This is a genomic window from Neorhizobium sp. T7_12, assembly GCF_002968535.1.
Lineage (GTDB): Bacteria > Pseudomonadota > Alphaproteobacteria > Rhizobiales > Rhizobiaceae > Neorhizobium > Neorhizobium tomejilense.
This window is the reverse complement of sequence record NZ_PVBK01000005.1, coordinates 333,668-348,017: the sequence shown is the minus strand read 5'-3', so window position 1 is coordinate 348,017 and position 14,350 is coordinate 333,668. Positions and strand designations below refer to the sequence as shown.

Below are 14,350 nucleotides of genomic sequence, written 5' to 3'. Positions count from 1 at the left end.
GAAGCATGTCTAAAGGCGGCGTACCGGGCTCGGGCACGGTCTCTCAGACCAAGGATGACGAAGGTACGCCGCCAGCCTGCTCAGATTCAACTCAAAGCAAAACCAACGCAACAGATAAGGATGACGACGGAAGGGTATGCTATCCCCGTCTGCCTAAGAGGCGGTCCGCCTAAGTGGAGCCTGGTCATCGGTGACGACCCGCCCTGGCCGCAGAGCAAATTCATCGCCACCTCCCGCCCCTCGCAACACATCCCTAACCTTCCGCCTCACGCCGCGGCCGTCGCCAGCCGTTCGCCGACCATGCGATACGAAATCGCCTCAGCGAGATGAATGCGGCCGACCGTATCCTTGCCGTCGAGATCGGCGAGTGTGCGGGCGACTTTCAATATCCGATGGTATCCGCGGGCCGAGAACTTGAGCTTTTCGGCCGCGTCCCTCAGCAACTGGAGACCACCGGGATCGGGTTCGGCGATCTTCTCGATCAGGGCCGTCGAGCAGCGGGCATTGGTGAGCACACGCGGATAACCGGCCTGTTCGAACCGCTCCCGCTGTCTGTCACGCGCAGCCGCCACGCGCTTGGCGACATCCGCGCTGCTTTCCGCCGGCCTCGGGCGAATGAGATCGGCGGCCGAGACTGCCGGCACGTCGATGCGGATATCGATACGGTCCATCAGCGGCCCTGAAATGCGCCCCTGGTAGTCCGACATGCATTTTGGCCCACGTGCGCAGGAATGGCCGGGTTCGCCCGCCATGCCGCAGCGGCAGGGGTTCATGGCGGCAACCAGTTGGATGCTGGCGGGATAGGAAACCCGATGATTGGCGCGGGCGATAATGCACTCGCCGGTCTCCAGCGGCTGACGGAGCGCGTCCAGCGCCTGTGGCGAGAATTCCGGGAATTCGTCGAGGAACAGCACGCCATGATGGGCAAGCGATGCCTCCCCCGGCCTTGCGCGCAGGCCACCGCCCACCAGCGCTGCCATGGTGGCCGAATGATGCGGCGTGCGGTAAGGCCGGCGGTCGGAGAGCTTGCCGCCCGAAAGCTGGCCGGCGATCGAATGGATCATCGAAACTTCCAGCAGTTCGGCGGCTGAAAGCGGCGGCAGGATGGACGGCAGCCGGGCGGCAAGCATGGATTTGCCGGAGCCGGGAGGGCCGACCATCAGAAGATTATGGCCACCGGCGGCGGCGGCTTCCAGTGCACGCTTGGCCGATTCCTGGCCTTTGATGTCAACGAGGTCGGGCAGATTGGCAGGCAAGGCCCGGATTGCCGGCTGCGGACGCGAGATGACCTGGGTGCCGCGGAAATGGTTTGCGAGCGCGATCAGGCTGCGCGGCGCGACGATATCGATTTCGGCCCCTGCCCAGGCGGCTTCCGCGCCGCTGTCGGCCGGGCAGATCAGGCCTTTTCCCAGAGCGTTGGCGGCAATTGCCGCCGGAAGTGCGCCGGCCACGGGCGCAAGCGTGCCGTCAAGGTTCAGTTCCCCAAGCACCACATAACCGGTGAGTGCATCTCCGGGAACGGCGCCCAACGCCGCCATCAGGGCCAGTGCGATCGGCAGGTCGAAATGCGATCCTTCTTTCGGAAGGTCGGCCGGCGCCAGATTGACGGTGATCTTCTTCGGCGGCATGGCAAGACCGGAGGCGTGCAATGCCGCCTGCACCCGCTCGCGGCTCTCGGCCACCGCCTTGTCCGGCAGGCCGACGATATGCATGTTGATCTTGCCCGGCCCGACCATGACCTGAACGTCGACCGGAACGCCTTCTATGCCCTGGAATGCGACTGTGCTGACGCGCGAAACCATATCCACCCCGCCCCTAACTTCATGTCCGGGACGCCAGCGATACACGCTTTCTGTGCCAGGGATTGCAATCTGGCATAGAAATTGGAATGAAACAAGAACATTAATCGAACAATTTCACGCATCCGCTGCAAACGGGTTGCGTTCGGTTGTATCGCGAGAACAAAGGCGATCCGTATCCGAAACGCCTTGCCTTCATCAGGCGCGTTTTGCCTCGATCGCATCCCAGAGGAGGCTTGCGACGTCGGCGCCGCCGAACTTCTTGACTTCGCGGATGCCCGTCGGGGATGTGACGTTGATCTCGGTCATGTAATCGCCGATGACATCGATGCCGACGAAGATGAAGCCGCGCTCGCGCAGGGCGGGTCCGATGCGCGAGCAGATTTCCTTCTCGCGCGGCGTAATCTCGGTCGCCTCGGCGCGGCCGCCGACATGCATGTTGGAGCGGCTGTCGTGTTCGGCGGGAACCCGGTTGATCGCGCCGACCGGCTCGCCGTCCACCAGCAGGATGCGCTTGTCGCCCTTGCGCACGGCCGGCAGATAAGCCTGGGCGATATAGGGCTCGCCGCGATACATCTGGCCGAACATTTCGAGCAGCGACGTGAAATTGCGGTCATCGCGGGCGGAATGGAAAACCCCGGCGCCGCCATTGCCGTAGAGCGGCTTCAGGATGATGTCGCCCATCTCTTCCCGGAAACGGGCGATTTCACCGGGATCGCGGCTGATCAGCGTTGCCGGCATCAGATCAGCGAATTCGGTGACGAAAATCTTCTCCGGCGAGTTGCGCACCCAGGCGGGGTCGTTGACGACAAGCGTCTTCGGGTGGATGCGCTCGAGCAGATGGGTCGAGGTGATATAGCCCATGTCGAAGGGCGGATCCTGGCGCAGATGAACGACGTCCATCTCCGACAGATCGACGCGTTCCTTCTCCCCCAGCGTGAAGTGATCGCCCTTGACGTCGCGAACCTGCAGCGGCTCGACGGCGGCGAAAATCTTGCCGTCGCGCATGGTCAGGCGGTCGGGAGTGTAGTGAAACAGCTCGAAGCCACGCGCCTGCGCTTCGAGCGCCATGGCGAAGGTGGAGTCGCCGGCAATGCTGATGCCGGAGATATGGTCCATCTGAAACGCGACCTTGCGGATTTTCGCCATGACTTCAGCCCCCTAGGATTGGCCCGCCTGATGTAGGATGGCGGGCCTCCAAAGGCAACTGCAATCGGGCCGATATCACGCGGAGATGCCGACCTGTGTCTTCGCCCGCAACATGTTGCGCAGGCGGAAAAGCATGGCGATCGGCTTCGGGAAAGGCCGGCGGATGAAGGCGACCTTCTTCAGATATTTGTCGATGCGCCAGGTGGCCCAGGTCCGTCCCTTGAAATAGGCGACATCGCCCGCCTGGAGAACGCGCTGCGTGCCGTCTTCGGCAGTCACATGCACTTCGCCCTCAAGGATCACCACCGTTTCGTCCCAGTGGAAGTACCAGCGGAACTCGCCCGCCGTGCATTCCCATACGCCGGTCGTGGCGCAATCGTCCTCGGCGGTGGAATGAGAACCGGCACGCGCCTGCGGATCGCCGGCGATGACCCAGGTGGGCTCGATCGGCATCGGCTTCATTTCGAGAGAATGCGGACAAGCGCCGATAAACGGCTTTACCTTCGGCTTCTCAGGTGCGTAGGACTTGGACCGAAATGCAATTGCCGCTGCGGTCGCGGCGAGGACGTGCCAACTCATGTTTCCCCCGGAAGCTGTCAATTCCGGGAGATGCTAGCGGCAAAGAGTAAGCCCGCTCTTCAGGCCGATGTTAGAATTTTAACGATCGGCCTCAATTCCGGATTGGGCCCTCAGATAACCGGCTCGACCGGCGCGAGCTTTGCCTCTGCCGGAACGTTGCCCGGCAGGCGCTTGCCCGTTTCGATTGAGAAGAAGTGCAGGCGTTTGGCATCGACGGCAATGCGCATTTCCGGCGATAGCGCAATCTCCGGAGAAACGGCGGCGGTGATCTGCTGGTCGCCCACCGTGCCGTGGATCAGGCGCTGGGCGCCAAGCTCCTCAGTGTATTCGAGACGGAAGGGCAGAGCCTCCTCGTCGTCGCGGGCGATACGCAGATCCTCGGCGCGGACGCCGACGGTGACGGCACCGGAGGTCGGCGCGAAACCGTTGAGGGCGATCATTGCCGGGCCGATCGCCAGCTTGTCGCCATGCAGCTCGCCCTTGACGAGGTTCATGGCCGGCGAGCCGATGAAGCTTGCAACGAAGGTGGAGGCCGGCGCGTGGTAGACTTCCAGCGGTGCGCCGATCTGCTCGATCTGGCCGCCGTTCAGAACGACGAGGCGGTCGGCCAGCGTCATCGCTTCGAGCTGGTCGTGGGTCACGTAGATCGACGTGGTACCAAGGCGGCGCTGCAGGCGCTTGATCTCGCCGCGCATGGAAACACGCAGCTTGGCGTCGAGGTTGGAGAGCGGCTCGTCGAACAGGAAGGCTGCCGGCTTGCGGACGATGGCGCGGCCCATGGCGACACGCTGGCGCTGGCCGCCGGAAAGCTGGCGGGGCTTGCGTTCCAGATACTGGGTGATCTCCAGCATGCGGGCGGCCTCGGCGACACGGGTGTCGATCTCGGCCTTCGGCGTGCCGCGGTTCTTCAGACCGTAGGCGAGGTTGTTATAGACCGTCATATGCGGATAGAGCGCATAGTTCTGGAACACCATGGCGATATCGCGCTCGGCCGGCTCGATCTGGTTGACGACCCGTCCGGCGATCTTCACCTCGCCTGCGGAAATGGCTTCCAGCCCTGCAACCATGCGCAGCAGCGTGGACTTGCCGCAGCCCGAAGGACCGACGAGGACGATGAACTCGCCGTCGACGATATCGATGGAGACGGAGCTTACCGCCTTCACGCCGCCCGTATAAATCTTCGAAACTTCTGAAATGTGAATTCCAGCCATGTTATTTCTCCGTTTCAGTGAGCCCGCGGATGAACAACCGCTGCATGAAAACCACGACGAGGATGGGGGGAAGCATGGCGAGAACGGAACCTGCCATGACCAGCTGCCACTCGATGACACCGTCCTGTACGGTGACCATGCGCTTCATCCCCATCATCAGCGTGTAATAGCCGGGGTCGGTGGTCACCAGGAGCGGCCAGAGGTACTGAACCCAGCCATAGATGAAGAGGATGACGCATAGCGCGCCGATATTGGTGCGCGAGAGCGGCAGCAGGATGTCCCGGAAGAACTTCATAGGGCCTGCCCCGTCCACCCGGGCCGCTTCCAGAAGCTCGTCGGGGACCGTCATGAAGAACTGGCGGAACAGGAAGGTCGCCGTGGCCGATGCGATCAGCGGGACGGTCAGACCGGCCCACGAATTCAGCATGCCGAGGTCGGCGACGATCTTGTATGTCGGCATGATGCGCACCTCGACCGGCAGCATCAGGGTCACGAAGATGATCCAGAAGGCCAGCAGCCGGAACGGAAACCGGAAGTAGACGATGGCGAAGGCGGAAAGGATCGAGATCGAGATTTTTCCGACCGTGATCGCCAACGCCATGATCAGAGAGTTCAGCGCCATATGCGAATAATTTGGCAGGCCGTGAGCCGCAGCGGCACTCGTCAGGATGGTCGAATAATTCTCGATGAGATGCGATCCCGGCAGAAGCGGGACAGGCCCGCTCATCAGCGTCGAGACGTCATGGGTCGATGCCACGATCGCGACATAGACCGGCAGCGCGACCATCAGAAATCCGAGGATCAGGAAAGCGTGGGTGAGGAAGGTCAGGAAGGGGCGATTTTCAACCATGATCGTTCCTCAATACTGGACGCGGCGTTCGACGAAGCGGAACTGAACGAAGGTCAGCAGCATCACGATCAACATCAGCAATACCGACTGCGCCGAGGACGAACCGATGTTGAGACCAACGTAGCCGTCCTGGTAGACCTTGTAGACGAGCGTGGTCGTCGCCTGGGCAGGCCCGCCGCCCGTCGTGGCATCCACGATCGGGAAGGTGTCGAACATCGTGTAGTTCACGTTGATGATGAACAGAAAAAATGTCGTTGGCGACAGAAGCGGCAGAGAGATGGTGAAGAAGCGCCTCACCGGGCCCGAACCGTCGATGGCGGCTGCCTCGATCAGCGATTGCGGCACCGACTGCAACCCGGCCAGGAAGAAAAGGAAGTTGTAGGAGATCTGCTTCCAGGCTGCCGCGATGATGATCAGGATCATGGCATGCGTGCCATTGAGATCATGGTCCCAGCGAATGCCCAGGCGCTCCAGGAAGAAGGGCAGCAGGCCGGTGGAGGTATTGAAGAGAAACCACCACAGGACACCCGCCACGACAGGTGCGACGGCATAAGGCCAGACAAGCAGGGTGGTATAGACTTTTGCGGACCGCGCCAGGCGATCGACCGCAGCCGCGAATGCGAGGCCGAGCATCATCGAAAGAACGGTGACGGATACCGCGAATACGGCGGTGCGCCAGAGAGCATCCAGATAATTCGGGTCCGCAAACAACTGCCGATAGTGGGTCAACCCTACGAAAACGGTCGAGAAGCCAAAAGGATCTTCCCGCTCGAAGGAGGATTTCACTGCCTGCGCTGCAGGCCAGATGAAGAAGACGAGCGTGATAGCGAGCTGGGGCGCGAGCAGCAGATAGGGCAGCAGGCGGTTGTTGAAGGTTGTTCTTTTGGTATCCACCGGTCCCTCACCACAACGTAACAAGCAAGCAAGGGAGGGCCGGCGACAGCCGGTCCTCCCTGCAGCAATCGGAACAATCAGTTCGAGTTGGCAGCTTCGAATTCACGCAGAAGCGCATTGCCGCGCTGCACTGCGCTGTCGAGCGCCTGCTTGGCGTCCTTCTTGTTGGCGAGAAGTGCCTGGAACTCTTCGTCGACAATAGTGCGGACCTGGGTGAAGTTGCCGAACCGCACGCCCTTCGAATTTTCCGAGGGAGTACCGCGGGTGATCTGCTTGATGGCGATGTCGGAACCCGGGTTCTTTGCGTAGTAGCCCTGCTTCTGGCCGAGATCGTACGCCGCATTGGTGATCGGCAGGTAGCCGGTGAACTGGTGCCAATCTGCCTGGACTTCAGGCTTGGAGAGATAGCTGAAGAACTTGGCTACGCCCTTGTAGGTCGCCTTTTCCTTGCCGTTCAGCACCCAGAGGGTGGCGCCGCCAATGATGGAGTTCTTCGGCTCCTTGATCTCGTCGTCGTAGTAAGGCAGCGGGGCGAAGCCCGGTGTGAAGGTCTTGGCGTTGTTGATGACGCCTGCGCGACCTGCGGAGGAGTTCATCGTGATGGCGCATTCCTGGGAATAGAACATGGTCGCCGCCTGGTCGCCGCCGACCGGACCGCCATACTTGAACAGGCCTTCGTCCTGCCACTTCTTCAGGTTTGCCCAGTGCTTGGTCTGCAGAGGACCGTTGAAGCTGAATTCAGACTTCACACCGCCGAAACCGTTCTGCAGGGTGCCGAAAGGCTTGTCATGCAGCGCCGAAAGGTTTTCGGTCTGGACCCAGGTGATCCAGGCCGAGGTGAGGCCACACTTGGCAGCGCCGGACGAAACGATCTTCCTCGAGAATTCCTCGACTTCCTTCCAGGTCTTCGGGGCAATCTCGGGATCAAGGCCGGCCTTTTTGAAGACGTCCTTGTTGTAGTACATGATCGGGGTGGAGGAGTTGAAAGGCAGCGACAGGATGTTGCCCTTCGTATCGGAATAGTAGCCGGTAACCGGAGACAGGAATGTCTTGGTGTCGAAGGGTTCGCCTTCATCGGCCATCAGCTTGTAGACCGGGTAGACGGCGCCCTTGGCGGCCATCATCGTGCCGGTGCCAACTTCGAAGACCTGGACGATGGCCGGCTGCTGGCCGGCACGGAACGCGGCGATCGCGGCGGTCAACGTTTCCGGATAGCTTCCCTTGTAGACCGGGACGACCTTGTAGTCGCTCTGGCTCTCATTGAACTTCTGAGCGATCTCTTCGAGCTTCTTGCCGAGCTCGCCGCCCATGGCATGCCACCAGGTGACCTCGGTCGCAGCAAGCGACGAGGTCGCAGACAGTGCGACCGCGATCGCGGCCATCGAAAGCTTTTTGAACATTTTAAGGTCCTCTCCACCTTTGTTGGGGTGAGGACCGCAATAGGGCCAGGCTGTGACAGGCCCTTAACAGTTTTATGTCAGAAATGTTACATTGCACACCTATGCAATAATTTCACATCAGCGTCAGAAAGCGTTCGCAAAATGCCGCGGCAGACGGCCGGGAAGCACCGCGATCACGTCGTAACGCCGAGACAATCTCGCGGCATCCTGCCGCTTTGAAAGCCAGACGTCGCTTGCGGCTCGAATTCGGCTCTGGGTGACGTAACCGACGGCGTCGATCGCCTCCTGTTCGCCGACCCGCGCCTTGACCTCGACAAAGGCCACCAGATCGCCTTTGCGGACGATCAGATCGATCTCCCCGAGCTTGGTACGGTAACGGATCGCCAGAACTCGATAGCCCTTGACCAGGAGATAAAGCGCAGCGAGATATTCCGAGACATGGCCCCATCGCTGAGCCTTTTGCCGCTGAGCTTTCTGCCGCTCGACCTTGCGGCGCCTTAAGCCTGGGTCAATCTCCGCCACCCGCCTCGCCTTTCAGGTTCAGAAGCCGCTGATAAAGATCCTTGCGCGGAAGTCCGGTGACGCGGGCAGCTTCGGCGGCAGCCTTGGCGGCTGGCATGGAGGTTGAAAGCTCGCGCAGCAGCGCGTCCACCTCGATTTCTCCGGGCGGTTCCTCAGCTTCAGGCGGCGCCAGGAGCAGCACGATCTCGCCCTTCACGACGCGGTCGTCATTGTAATAGGCGGCAAGCTCCTCCAACGTGCCGCGGCGAAACTCCTCGAACGTCTTCGTCAATTCGCGGCAGACCGCAGCGCGTCGGCCCGCCCCGAGCACTTCGGCGGCAGCGCCAAGCGTTGCGCCGATGCGATGCGGCGATTCAAAGAAGATCAAAGTCGCCGGCACTTTCGAAAGCTCGGCCAGCCGGTCCCGCCGGCCCTTGTCCTTGACCGGCAGGAAGCCGGCAAACAGGAACGCATCGGACGGCATGCCGGAGCCGACGAGGGCTGCAAGCGGCGCCGAGGCGCCGGGGATCGGCACGACCTTATGGCCGGCCTCGATCGCCATCTGACCGAGCCGGTAACCGGGATCGGAGACGAGCGGCGTGCCGGCATCGGAGACCAGCGCCACCGATTTCCCCTCCTGCAGCGCCGCGATGAGCTTCGGCCCGACCTCGTCGGAATTGTGCTCGTGATAGGCGTAGGGCCGGTTGACGATGCCGTAGCGGTCGAGCAGCACGCGGGTTACCCGGGTATCCTCGCACGCGAGCACATCGGCACCTGAGAGCGTTTCGAGCGCCCGCAGCGTGATGTCGCCGAGATTGCCGATCGGGGTTGCAACCAGATAAAGCGCCGGCTCCAGCGGCCGCGCGGGCACGAAAGTATTGGCGACGCGATAGCCGCGCTGGCTGCTCTTCGGTTCATCGGTCAAGGGGTGTCACGCGCAGATGGATGGTCATGAGCCTTTATGGGCAAGCCGACCGGCTTCGGCAAGTAACGGGCAAGCTGTTGAGAACGCATATTTTCTGTGTGCAGTGCGTGAGACAGATGTGAAATGACTTGCTAACGCCTTGTTCACCTCTTGCTTTTCGAACGGGTTGTCTGCCATTTTGCCGGTCCACATCATCCGGCTGGTCCAAAGCCGGCAGAATATCAGGGGTCCGGCCCTGCCGGATCGCCACGGTCGAAAGCGATTGCGTCCATGCGTATTACTCTTGAGCGGTCCAACCTTCTGAAGTCGCTGAACCACGTGCATCGCGTGGTGGAGCGGCGGAACACGATCCCGATCCTTTCCAACGTGCTGATGCGCGCGTCGGGCGCCAGCCTCGATCTGAAGGCGACCGACCTCGATCTCGAAATCACCGAGGTCCTGCCGGCCATGGTCGAGACTGCCGGAGCCACGACGGTTCCGGCGCACCTGCTTTATGAAATCGTCCGCAAGCTGCCGGACGGTTCCGAGGTGCTGCTCGCCACCAACCCGGACGGCGGCTCGATGACAGTGCAATCCGGCCGCTCGAAGTTCTCTCTGCAGTGCCTGCCGGAATCGGACTTCCCGGACCTTACCGCCGGCAGCTTCACGCATACGTTCAAGCTGAAGGCGACCGATCTGAAAATGCTGATCGACCGCACCCAGTTCGCGATCTCCACCGAGGAGACCCGCTATTACCTGAACGGCATCTTCTTCCACACGATCGAAGCCGACGGGGACCTGAAGCTTCGCGCGGTCGCGACCGACGGTCACCGTCTGGCGCGCGCCGATGTGCAGGCACCGTCGGGCTCGGAAGGAATGCCGGGCATCATCATTCCTCGCAAGACTGTCGGCGAGCTGCAGAAACTGGTCGACGATCCGGAAGCGGCTGTCACGATCGAGGTTTCGGACGCCAAGATCCGAGTCACAATGGGCTCGGTCGTGATGACCTCGAAGCTGATCGACGGCACTTTCCCGGATTACCAGCGGGTCATTCCGACAGGCAACGACAAGGAAATGCGCGTCGATTGCCAGAGCTTTACCAGGGCCGTCGACCGCGTCTCGACCATTTCCTCCGAGCGCGGCCGCGCCGTGAAACTGTCGCTGACCGACGGCCAGCTGATGCTGACCGTCAACAATCCGGATTCGGGCAGCGCCACGGAAGAGGTCGCGGTCGGTTACGACAACGACCCGATGGAAATCGGCTTCAACGCCAAATACCTGCTCGACATTACCGCCCAGCTTTCGGGCGACGACGCGATCTTCATGCTGGCGGATGCCGGTTCCCCGACATTGGTGCGCGACACGGCGGGCGACGACGCGCTCTATGTGTTGATGCCGATGCGCGTTTAAATCATGAAGGCGGCCGGAAACTCCGGCCGCCTTTTTCATACGAGTTTCCCAAGTGCGACATTTTTCCTTGCTTTTGCGGCATTGGGGTTCCACATGGGGCAAAATGGGAGAGGATAAGAAAATGGAACTGCGCTTGAAGGAGCGGCTCGGCCGCAAGTTCGATGATGAGATCCGGTTCTTCAAGGGTTGGATCGATGGCCCGAAACGGGTCGGCGCGATCTGCCCCACCTCCTCCGTCACCGCCAAACGCATGGCAAGCGTCATCGACACGGCCTCCGGCCTGCCCGTCCTGGAACTCGGGCCCGGCACCGGCATCATTACCAAGGCGATCCTGAAGCACGGCGTCTCGCCGGAAAACCTGGTCTCCATCGAATATTCGACCGATTTCTTCCAGCATCTCGTCCGCACCTATCCAGGGGTCAAGTTCGTCAACGGCGATGCTTTCGATCTCAACCGCACGCTCGGCGCCTTGAAGGACAAGACCTTCGACAGCGTTATTTCGGCAATCCCGCTTTTGAGCTTCCCGATGGAGCGCCGCATCGCGCTGCTCGAAGACCTGCTCAACCGCATTCCGGCCGGCCGGCCGGTGATGCAGATCACCTACGGTCCCGTCTCGCCGATCATCGCCCAGCCCGACCGTTACCGGATCAAGCACTACGATTTCGTCGTCAGGAACATCCCGCCGGCGCAGCTCTGGACCTACAGCCGCGGCTGACCATGACGTTCGGCCTCTACATCACTCATCCGCAGGTCCGTATCGATCCCGACATTCCAGTGCCCCGTTGGGGACTTTCGGATCTCGGCGCCGCCCGCGCCCGCGAGGCCGCCAAATCCGATTGGGCGAGGAAACTGGGCCGGATCGTCTCCAGCGACGAGGTGAAGGCGATCGAGACTGCGGAAATCCTTAGCCTCGCCTCGGGCATTTCGATCGAGATCGCTGAAGATACCCACGAGAACGACCGGTCGGCGACAGGCTTTCTGCCGCCGCCGCAGTTCGAGGATGCGGCCAACTGGTTCTTCGCCCACCCGGAAGAGAGCTTCAAAGGCTGGGAGCGCGCCGTGGACGCGCAGAGACGCATCGTTTCGGCGGTCGCCAGAATTCTCGCCGATCACGATCCAAGCGTGCCGATCGCCTTCGTCGGCCATGGCGGTGTTGGAACGCTGTTGAAATGCCACCTCACCGGCTCGCCGATCGCCCGCGACCGGGACCAGCCGGGGGGCGGCGGAAATCTCTTCTGCTTCACCCTTGCGGATCGGACTGTCTCATGCGACTGGACGCCCATCGAAAAATGGGAAGGGTTCCAGGCATGAACGCTCGTGATCGCCTCATCGTAGGCCTCGATATTCCGACCATCGGCGAAGCCGAAAAGATGGTCGCCGCGCTCGGTGACACCGTTTCCTTCTATAAGATCGGCTATCAGCTCGTATTCGCCGGCGGTCTCGAACTTGCACGCGATCTCGCAAAGGATGGCAAAAAAGTCTTCCTCGACATGAAGCTGCTCGACATCGACAACACGGTCGCGAAGGGCGTCGAGAACATCGTCAAGATGGGCATGACCATGCTCACCCTGCACGCCTATCCGAAGGCGATGCGCGCCGCGGTCGAGGCAGCAAAAGGTTCTGATCTCTGCCTGCTCGCGGTAACCGTCCTGACCTCGATGGACGAGACGGACCTCGTCGATGCCGGTTACGAATACGATCCTCATACGCTGGTTCTGCGACGCTCCGAACAGGCGCTGGCCGCTGGCATGGGCGGCATCGTCTGCTCGGCAGAGGAATCGGCTGCGGTGCGCAAGATCGTCGGCCCCGACATGGCGATCGTCACGCCCGGCATCCGCCCTGCGGGTTCGGAAGCGGGCGACCAAAAGCGGGTCATGACGCCTTCGGACGCGTTGCGGGCCGGATCGAGCCACCTCGTCGTCGCCCGCCCGATCGTCAAGGCGCCGGATCCGAAGGCTGCGGCACAGGCAATTCTCGCCGAGATGCAGGGCGTGCTCTGACCACCATTCGTTGCCGGAGACGATTTCTCCCTGCCGTGATCCGAGATGAGTTCCGACGGACCGCAGGATAGGGCGCAAAGCCTGTCATATTGACTCGCTCCGGAATTTGCCTGAAGTCATCGCAACCGAAAACACGCTGGAGGAAATACCATGGCCAAGGGATACTGGGTCGCTCGCGTCGATGTCCGCGATCCGGAACGCTACAAGGACTATATCGCAGCCGCCACGCCCGCTTTCGAAAAATACGGCGCCAATTTCCTCGCCCGCGGCGGCGCGATGGCAGCGATGGAGGGCAAGTCCCGCGCCCGCAACGTCATCATCGAATTCCCGTCGATGCAGGCCGCCATCGACTGCTACAACTCGCCCGAATATGCGATCGCCATCAAGATCCGCCAGGAAGTTGCGGATGGCGAAATCGTCGTCCTCGACGGCCTTTAAGAACCGGTTGTCGCGGTCGGTGCGGCAGTGGAGACACTTCCACCCGTGCCGCGATTCGGTTAAACAGCACTCATCTCGTCCCACAGGCTCCCGGAGCACACCATGACCATCAACAACCTTCCGCCGCTCGTCACCGTTTTCGGAGGATCGGGCTTCGTCGGCAGGCATGTGGTGCGTACGCTGGCCAAGCGCGGTTATCGCGTCCGGGTTGCCGTCCGCCGCCCGGATCTCGCAGGCTTCCTGCTGCCGGCCGGCTATGTCGGGCAGATCTCGCTGGTCCAGGCGAACCTTCGCTACCGCCAGTCGGTCCTGAAGGCGGTCGAAGGTGCTTCGCATGTGGTCAACTGCGTCGGCATCATGTTCGAGAGCGGCCGCAACACGTTCGATGCGGTCCAGGATTTTGGTGCTCGCGCGGTCGTCGATGCGGCACGTGCGGCCGGCGCCAAGCTTACCCATATTTCCGCGATCGGCGCCGATGCCAACTCGGAATCGTCCTATGCCCGCAGCAAGGGCCGCGCCGAGGCGACGATCCTTTCGACGCTGCCGGATGCCGTGATCCTGCGGCCGTCGATCATGTTCGGGCCGGAAGACAGCTTCTTCAACAAGTTCGCCTCCATGGCCCGCACCTTCCCCGCCCTGCCGCTGATCGGCGGCGGCAAGACGAAGTTCCAGCCGATCTATGTGGAGGACGTCGCCGAAACCGTCGCACGCTCCGTCGACGGCACGATCGCTACGGGGAAAATCTATGAGCTGGGCGGTGGCGAGGTCATGACCTTCCGCCAGTGTCTCGAGACGATGTTGCGCGTCACCAATCGCAGCAATGCGCTCGTCTCGCTGCCCTTCGGCATCGCATCGCTGATCGGCAGCATCGCGTCTCTGATCCCCTTCGTCCAGCCGCCGATCACCAGCGACCAGGTGAAGCTGCTGAAGATCGACAACGTGGTTTCCGATGCCGCCGTCACGGAAGGGCGCACGCTGCAGGGGATAGGCATCCGCCCGACGCTCGCCTCCTCCATCCTGCCATCCTACCTTGTGCAGTACCGCCCGCAGGGGCAGTACACCGGTTCCGGCCGCGCCGCCTGACATTCGTTAACCATATCCGGCAATTGATTTCGCTCCGACATGCCGGTAGTGCCCGCTGAAAATTCGGGCACCCCTTTGTTGTCGCTCATGTTTCGGGCAAGGATTGTGGCACAAAGGTCGCAGTGGCCGATG

At 61.7% G+C, this 14,350-nt stretch carries 15 protein-coding genes; 6 read left to right on the top strand and 9 right to left on the bottom strand.

The features are described 5' to 3' along the window. Positions 1-266: 266 nt before the first annotated feature. The 9 genes from C5J26_RS15150 to rsmI all read right to left on the bottom strand — a co-directional run bounded on the left by C5J26_RS15150 (position 267) and on the right by rsmI (position 9,308). Positions 267-1,802 carry a YifB family Mg chelatase-like AAA ATPase gene (locus C5J26_RS15150; RefSeq protein ID WP_105402470.1) on the bottom strand — a complete coding sequence of 512 codons (1,536 nt, stop codon included), beginning with the start codon at positions 1,800-1,802 and terminating at the stop codon, positions 267-269. 195 nt (positions 1,803-1,997) lie between these two features. Next, entirely contained in the window at positions 1,998-2,948 is a 951-nt protein-coding gene (gene gshB, locus C5J26_RS15145; protein ID WP_105402469.1) for a glutathione synthase, read from the bottom strand. A 75-nt stretch (positions 2,949-3,023) separates the two neighbouring features. Then, positions 3,024-3,527, bottom strand: a complete 504-nt coding sequence (locus C5J26_RS15140) for a cupin domain-containing protein (RefSeq protein WP_046609561.1) — start codon at positions 3,525-3,527, stop codon at positions 3,024-3,026. 110 nt (positions 3,528-3,637) lie between these two features. Then, on the bottom strand, positions 3,638-4,738 hold the full coding sequence (locus C5J26_RS15135) for a sn-glycerol-3-phosphate import ATP-binding protein UgpC (protein WP_105402468.1): 1,101 nt from the start codon (positions 4,736-4,738) through the stop codon (positions 3,638-3,640). Position 4,739: 1 nt separating this feature from the next. Next, positions 4,740-5,588: a sn-glycerol-3-phosphate ABC transporter permease UgpE gene (gene ugpE, locus C5J26_RS15130; RefSeq protein WP_105402467.1), complete on the bottom strand. Its 849-nt coding sequence runs from the start codon at positions 5,586-5,588 to the stop codon at positions 4,740-4,742. A 9-nt stretch (positions 5,589-5,597) separates the two neighbouring features. Continuing rightward, positions 5,598-6,482: a sn-glycerol-3-phosphate ABC transporter permease UgpA gene (gene ugpA, locus C5J26_RS15125; RefSeq protein WP_105402466.1), complete on the bottom strand. Its 885-nt coding sequence runs from the start codon at positions 6,480-6,482 to the stop codon at positions 5,598-5,600. A gap of 77 nt (positions 6,483-6,559) precedes the next feature. Next, entirely contained in the window at positions 6,560-7,882 is a 1,323-nt protein-coding gene (gene ugpB, locus C5J26_RS15120) for a sn-glycerol-3-phosphate ABC transporter substrate-binding protein UgpB (RefSeq protein WP_105402465.1), read from the bottom strand. Positions 7,883-8,005: 123 nt separating this feature from the next. Continuing rightward, positions 8,006-8,404: a YraN family protein gene (locus C5J26_RS15115; protein ID WP_105402464.1), complete on the bottom strand. Its 399-nt coding sequence runs from the start codon at positions 8,402-8,404 to the stop codon at positions 8,006-8,008. Next, positions 8,391-9,308 carry a 16S rRNA (cytidine(1402)-2'-O)-methyltransferase gene (gene rsmI / locus C5J26_RS15110; protein WP_105402463.1) on the bottom strand — a complete coding sequence of 306 codons (918 nt, stop codon included), beginning with the start codon at positions 9,306-9,308 and terminating at the stop codon, positions 8,391-8,393. Before rsmI ends, C5J26_RS15115 begins: the two co-directional genes overlap by 14 nt. Positions 9,309-9,578: 270 nt before the next feature. Here rsmI and dnaN point away from each other — a divergent pair, with 270 nt between their 5' ends. The 6 genes from dnaN to C5J26_RS15080 all read left to right on the top strand — a co-directional run bounded on the left by dnaN (position 9,579) and on the right by C5J26_RS15080 (position 14,218). Next, on the top strand, positions 9,579-10,697 hold the full coding sequence (gene dnaN, locus C5J26_RS15105; protein WP_046630337.1) for a DNA polymerase III subunit beta: 1,119 nt from the start codon (positions 9,579-9,581) through the stop codon (positions 10,695-10,697). A gap of 121 nt (positions 10,698-10,818) precedes the next feature. Beyond that, complete coding sequence (pmtA, locus tag C5J26_RS15100) at positions 10,819-11,412, top strand: phospholipid N-methyltransferase PmtA (RefSeq protein ID WP_046667346.1); 594 nt, start codon at positions 10,819-10,821, stop codon at positions 11,410-11,412. 2 nt (positions 11,413-11,414) lie between these two features. Further along, a complete protein-coding gene (locus C5J26_RS15095) occupies positions 11,415-12,008 on the top strand; it encodes a histidine phosphatase family protein (RefSeq protein ID WP_105402462.1) in 594 nt (197 codons plus the stop codon). After that, positions 12,005-12,697 (top strand): orotidine-5'-phosphate decarboxylase, encoded by a 693-nt coding sequence (gene pyrF, locus C5J26_RS15090; protein WP_105402461.1) that lies wholly within the window; start codon positions 12,005-12,007, stop codon positions 12,695-12,697. Before C5J26_RS15095 ends, pyrF begins: the two co-directional genes overlap by 4 nt. Positions 12,698-12,847: 150 nt before the next feature. After that, positions 12,848-13,135, top strand: coding sequence for a DUF1330 domain-containing protein (locus tag C5J26_RS15085; RefSeq protein ID WP_037079589.1), 288 nt, complete (start codon positions 12,848-12,850; stop codon positions 13,133-13,135). 102 nt (positions 13,136-13,237) lie between these two features. Continuing rightward, positions 13,238-14,218, top strand: coding sequence for a complex I NDUFA9 subunit family protein (locus C5J26_RS15080; protein WP_105402460.1), 981 nt, complete (start codon positions 13,238-13,240; stop codon positions 14,216-14,218). Positions 14,219-14,350 lie beyond the last annotated feature (132 nt).

Coding starts and splice junctions, on each gene's coding strand:
- gshB (WP_105402469.1), bottom strand. CDS start 2,948: ATGGCGAAAATCCGCAAGGTCGCGTTTCAGATGGACCATATCTCCGGC.
- pyrF (WP_105402461.1), top strand. CDS start 12,005: ATGAACGCTCGTGATCGCCTCATCGTAGGCCTCGATATTCCGACCATC.
- C5J26_RS15150 (WP_105402470.1), bottom strand. CDS start 1,802: ATGGTTTCGCGCGTCAGCACAGTCGCATTCCAGGGCATAGAAGGCGTT.
- dnaN (WP_046630337.1), top strand. CDS start 9,579: ATGCGTATTACTCTTGAGCGGTCCAACCTTCTGAAGTCGCTGAACCAC.
- C5J26_RS15140 (WP_046609561.1), bottom strand. CDS start 3,527: ATGAGTTGGCACGTCCTCGCCGCGACCGCAGCGGCAATTGCATTTCGG.
- C5J26_RS15135 (WP_105402468.1), bottom strand. CDS start 4,738: ATGGCTGGAATTCACATTTCAGAAGTTTCGAAGATTTATACGGGCGGC.
- pmtA (WP_046667346.1), top strand. CDS start 10,819: ATGGAACTGCGCTTGAAGGAGCGGCTCGGCCGCAAGTTCGATGATGAG.
- C5J26_RS15095 (WP_105402462.1), top strand. CDS start 11,415: ATGACGTTCGGCCTCTACATCACTCATCCGCAGGTCCGTATCGATCCC.
- ugpE (WP_105402467.1), bottom strand. CDS start 5,588: ATGGTTGAAAATCGCCCCTTCCTGACCTTCCTCACCCACGCTTTCCTG.
- C5J26_RS15080 (WP_105402460.1), top strand. CDS start 13,238: ATGACCATCAACAACCTTCCGCCGCTCGTCACCGTTTTCGGAGGATCG.
- C5J26_RS15085 (WP_037079589.1), top strand. CDS start 12,848: ATGGCCAAGGGATACTGGGTCGCTCGCGTCGATGTCCGCGATCCGGAA.
- ugpB (WP_105402465.1), bottom strand. CDS start 7,882: ATGTTCAAAAAGCTTTCGATGGCCGCGATCGCGGTCGCACTGTCTGCG.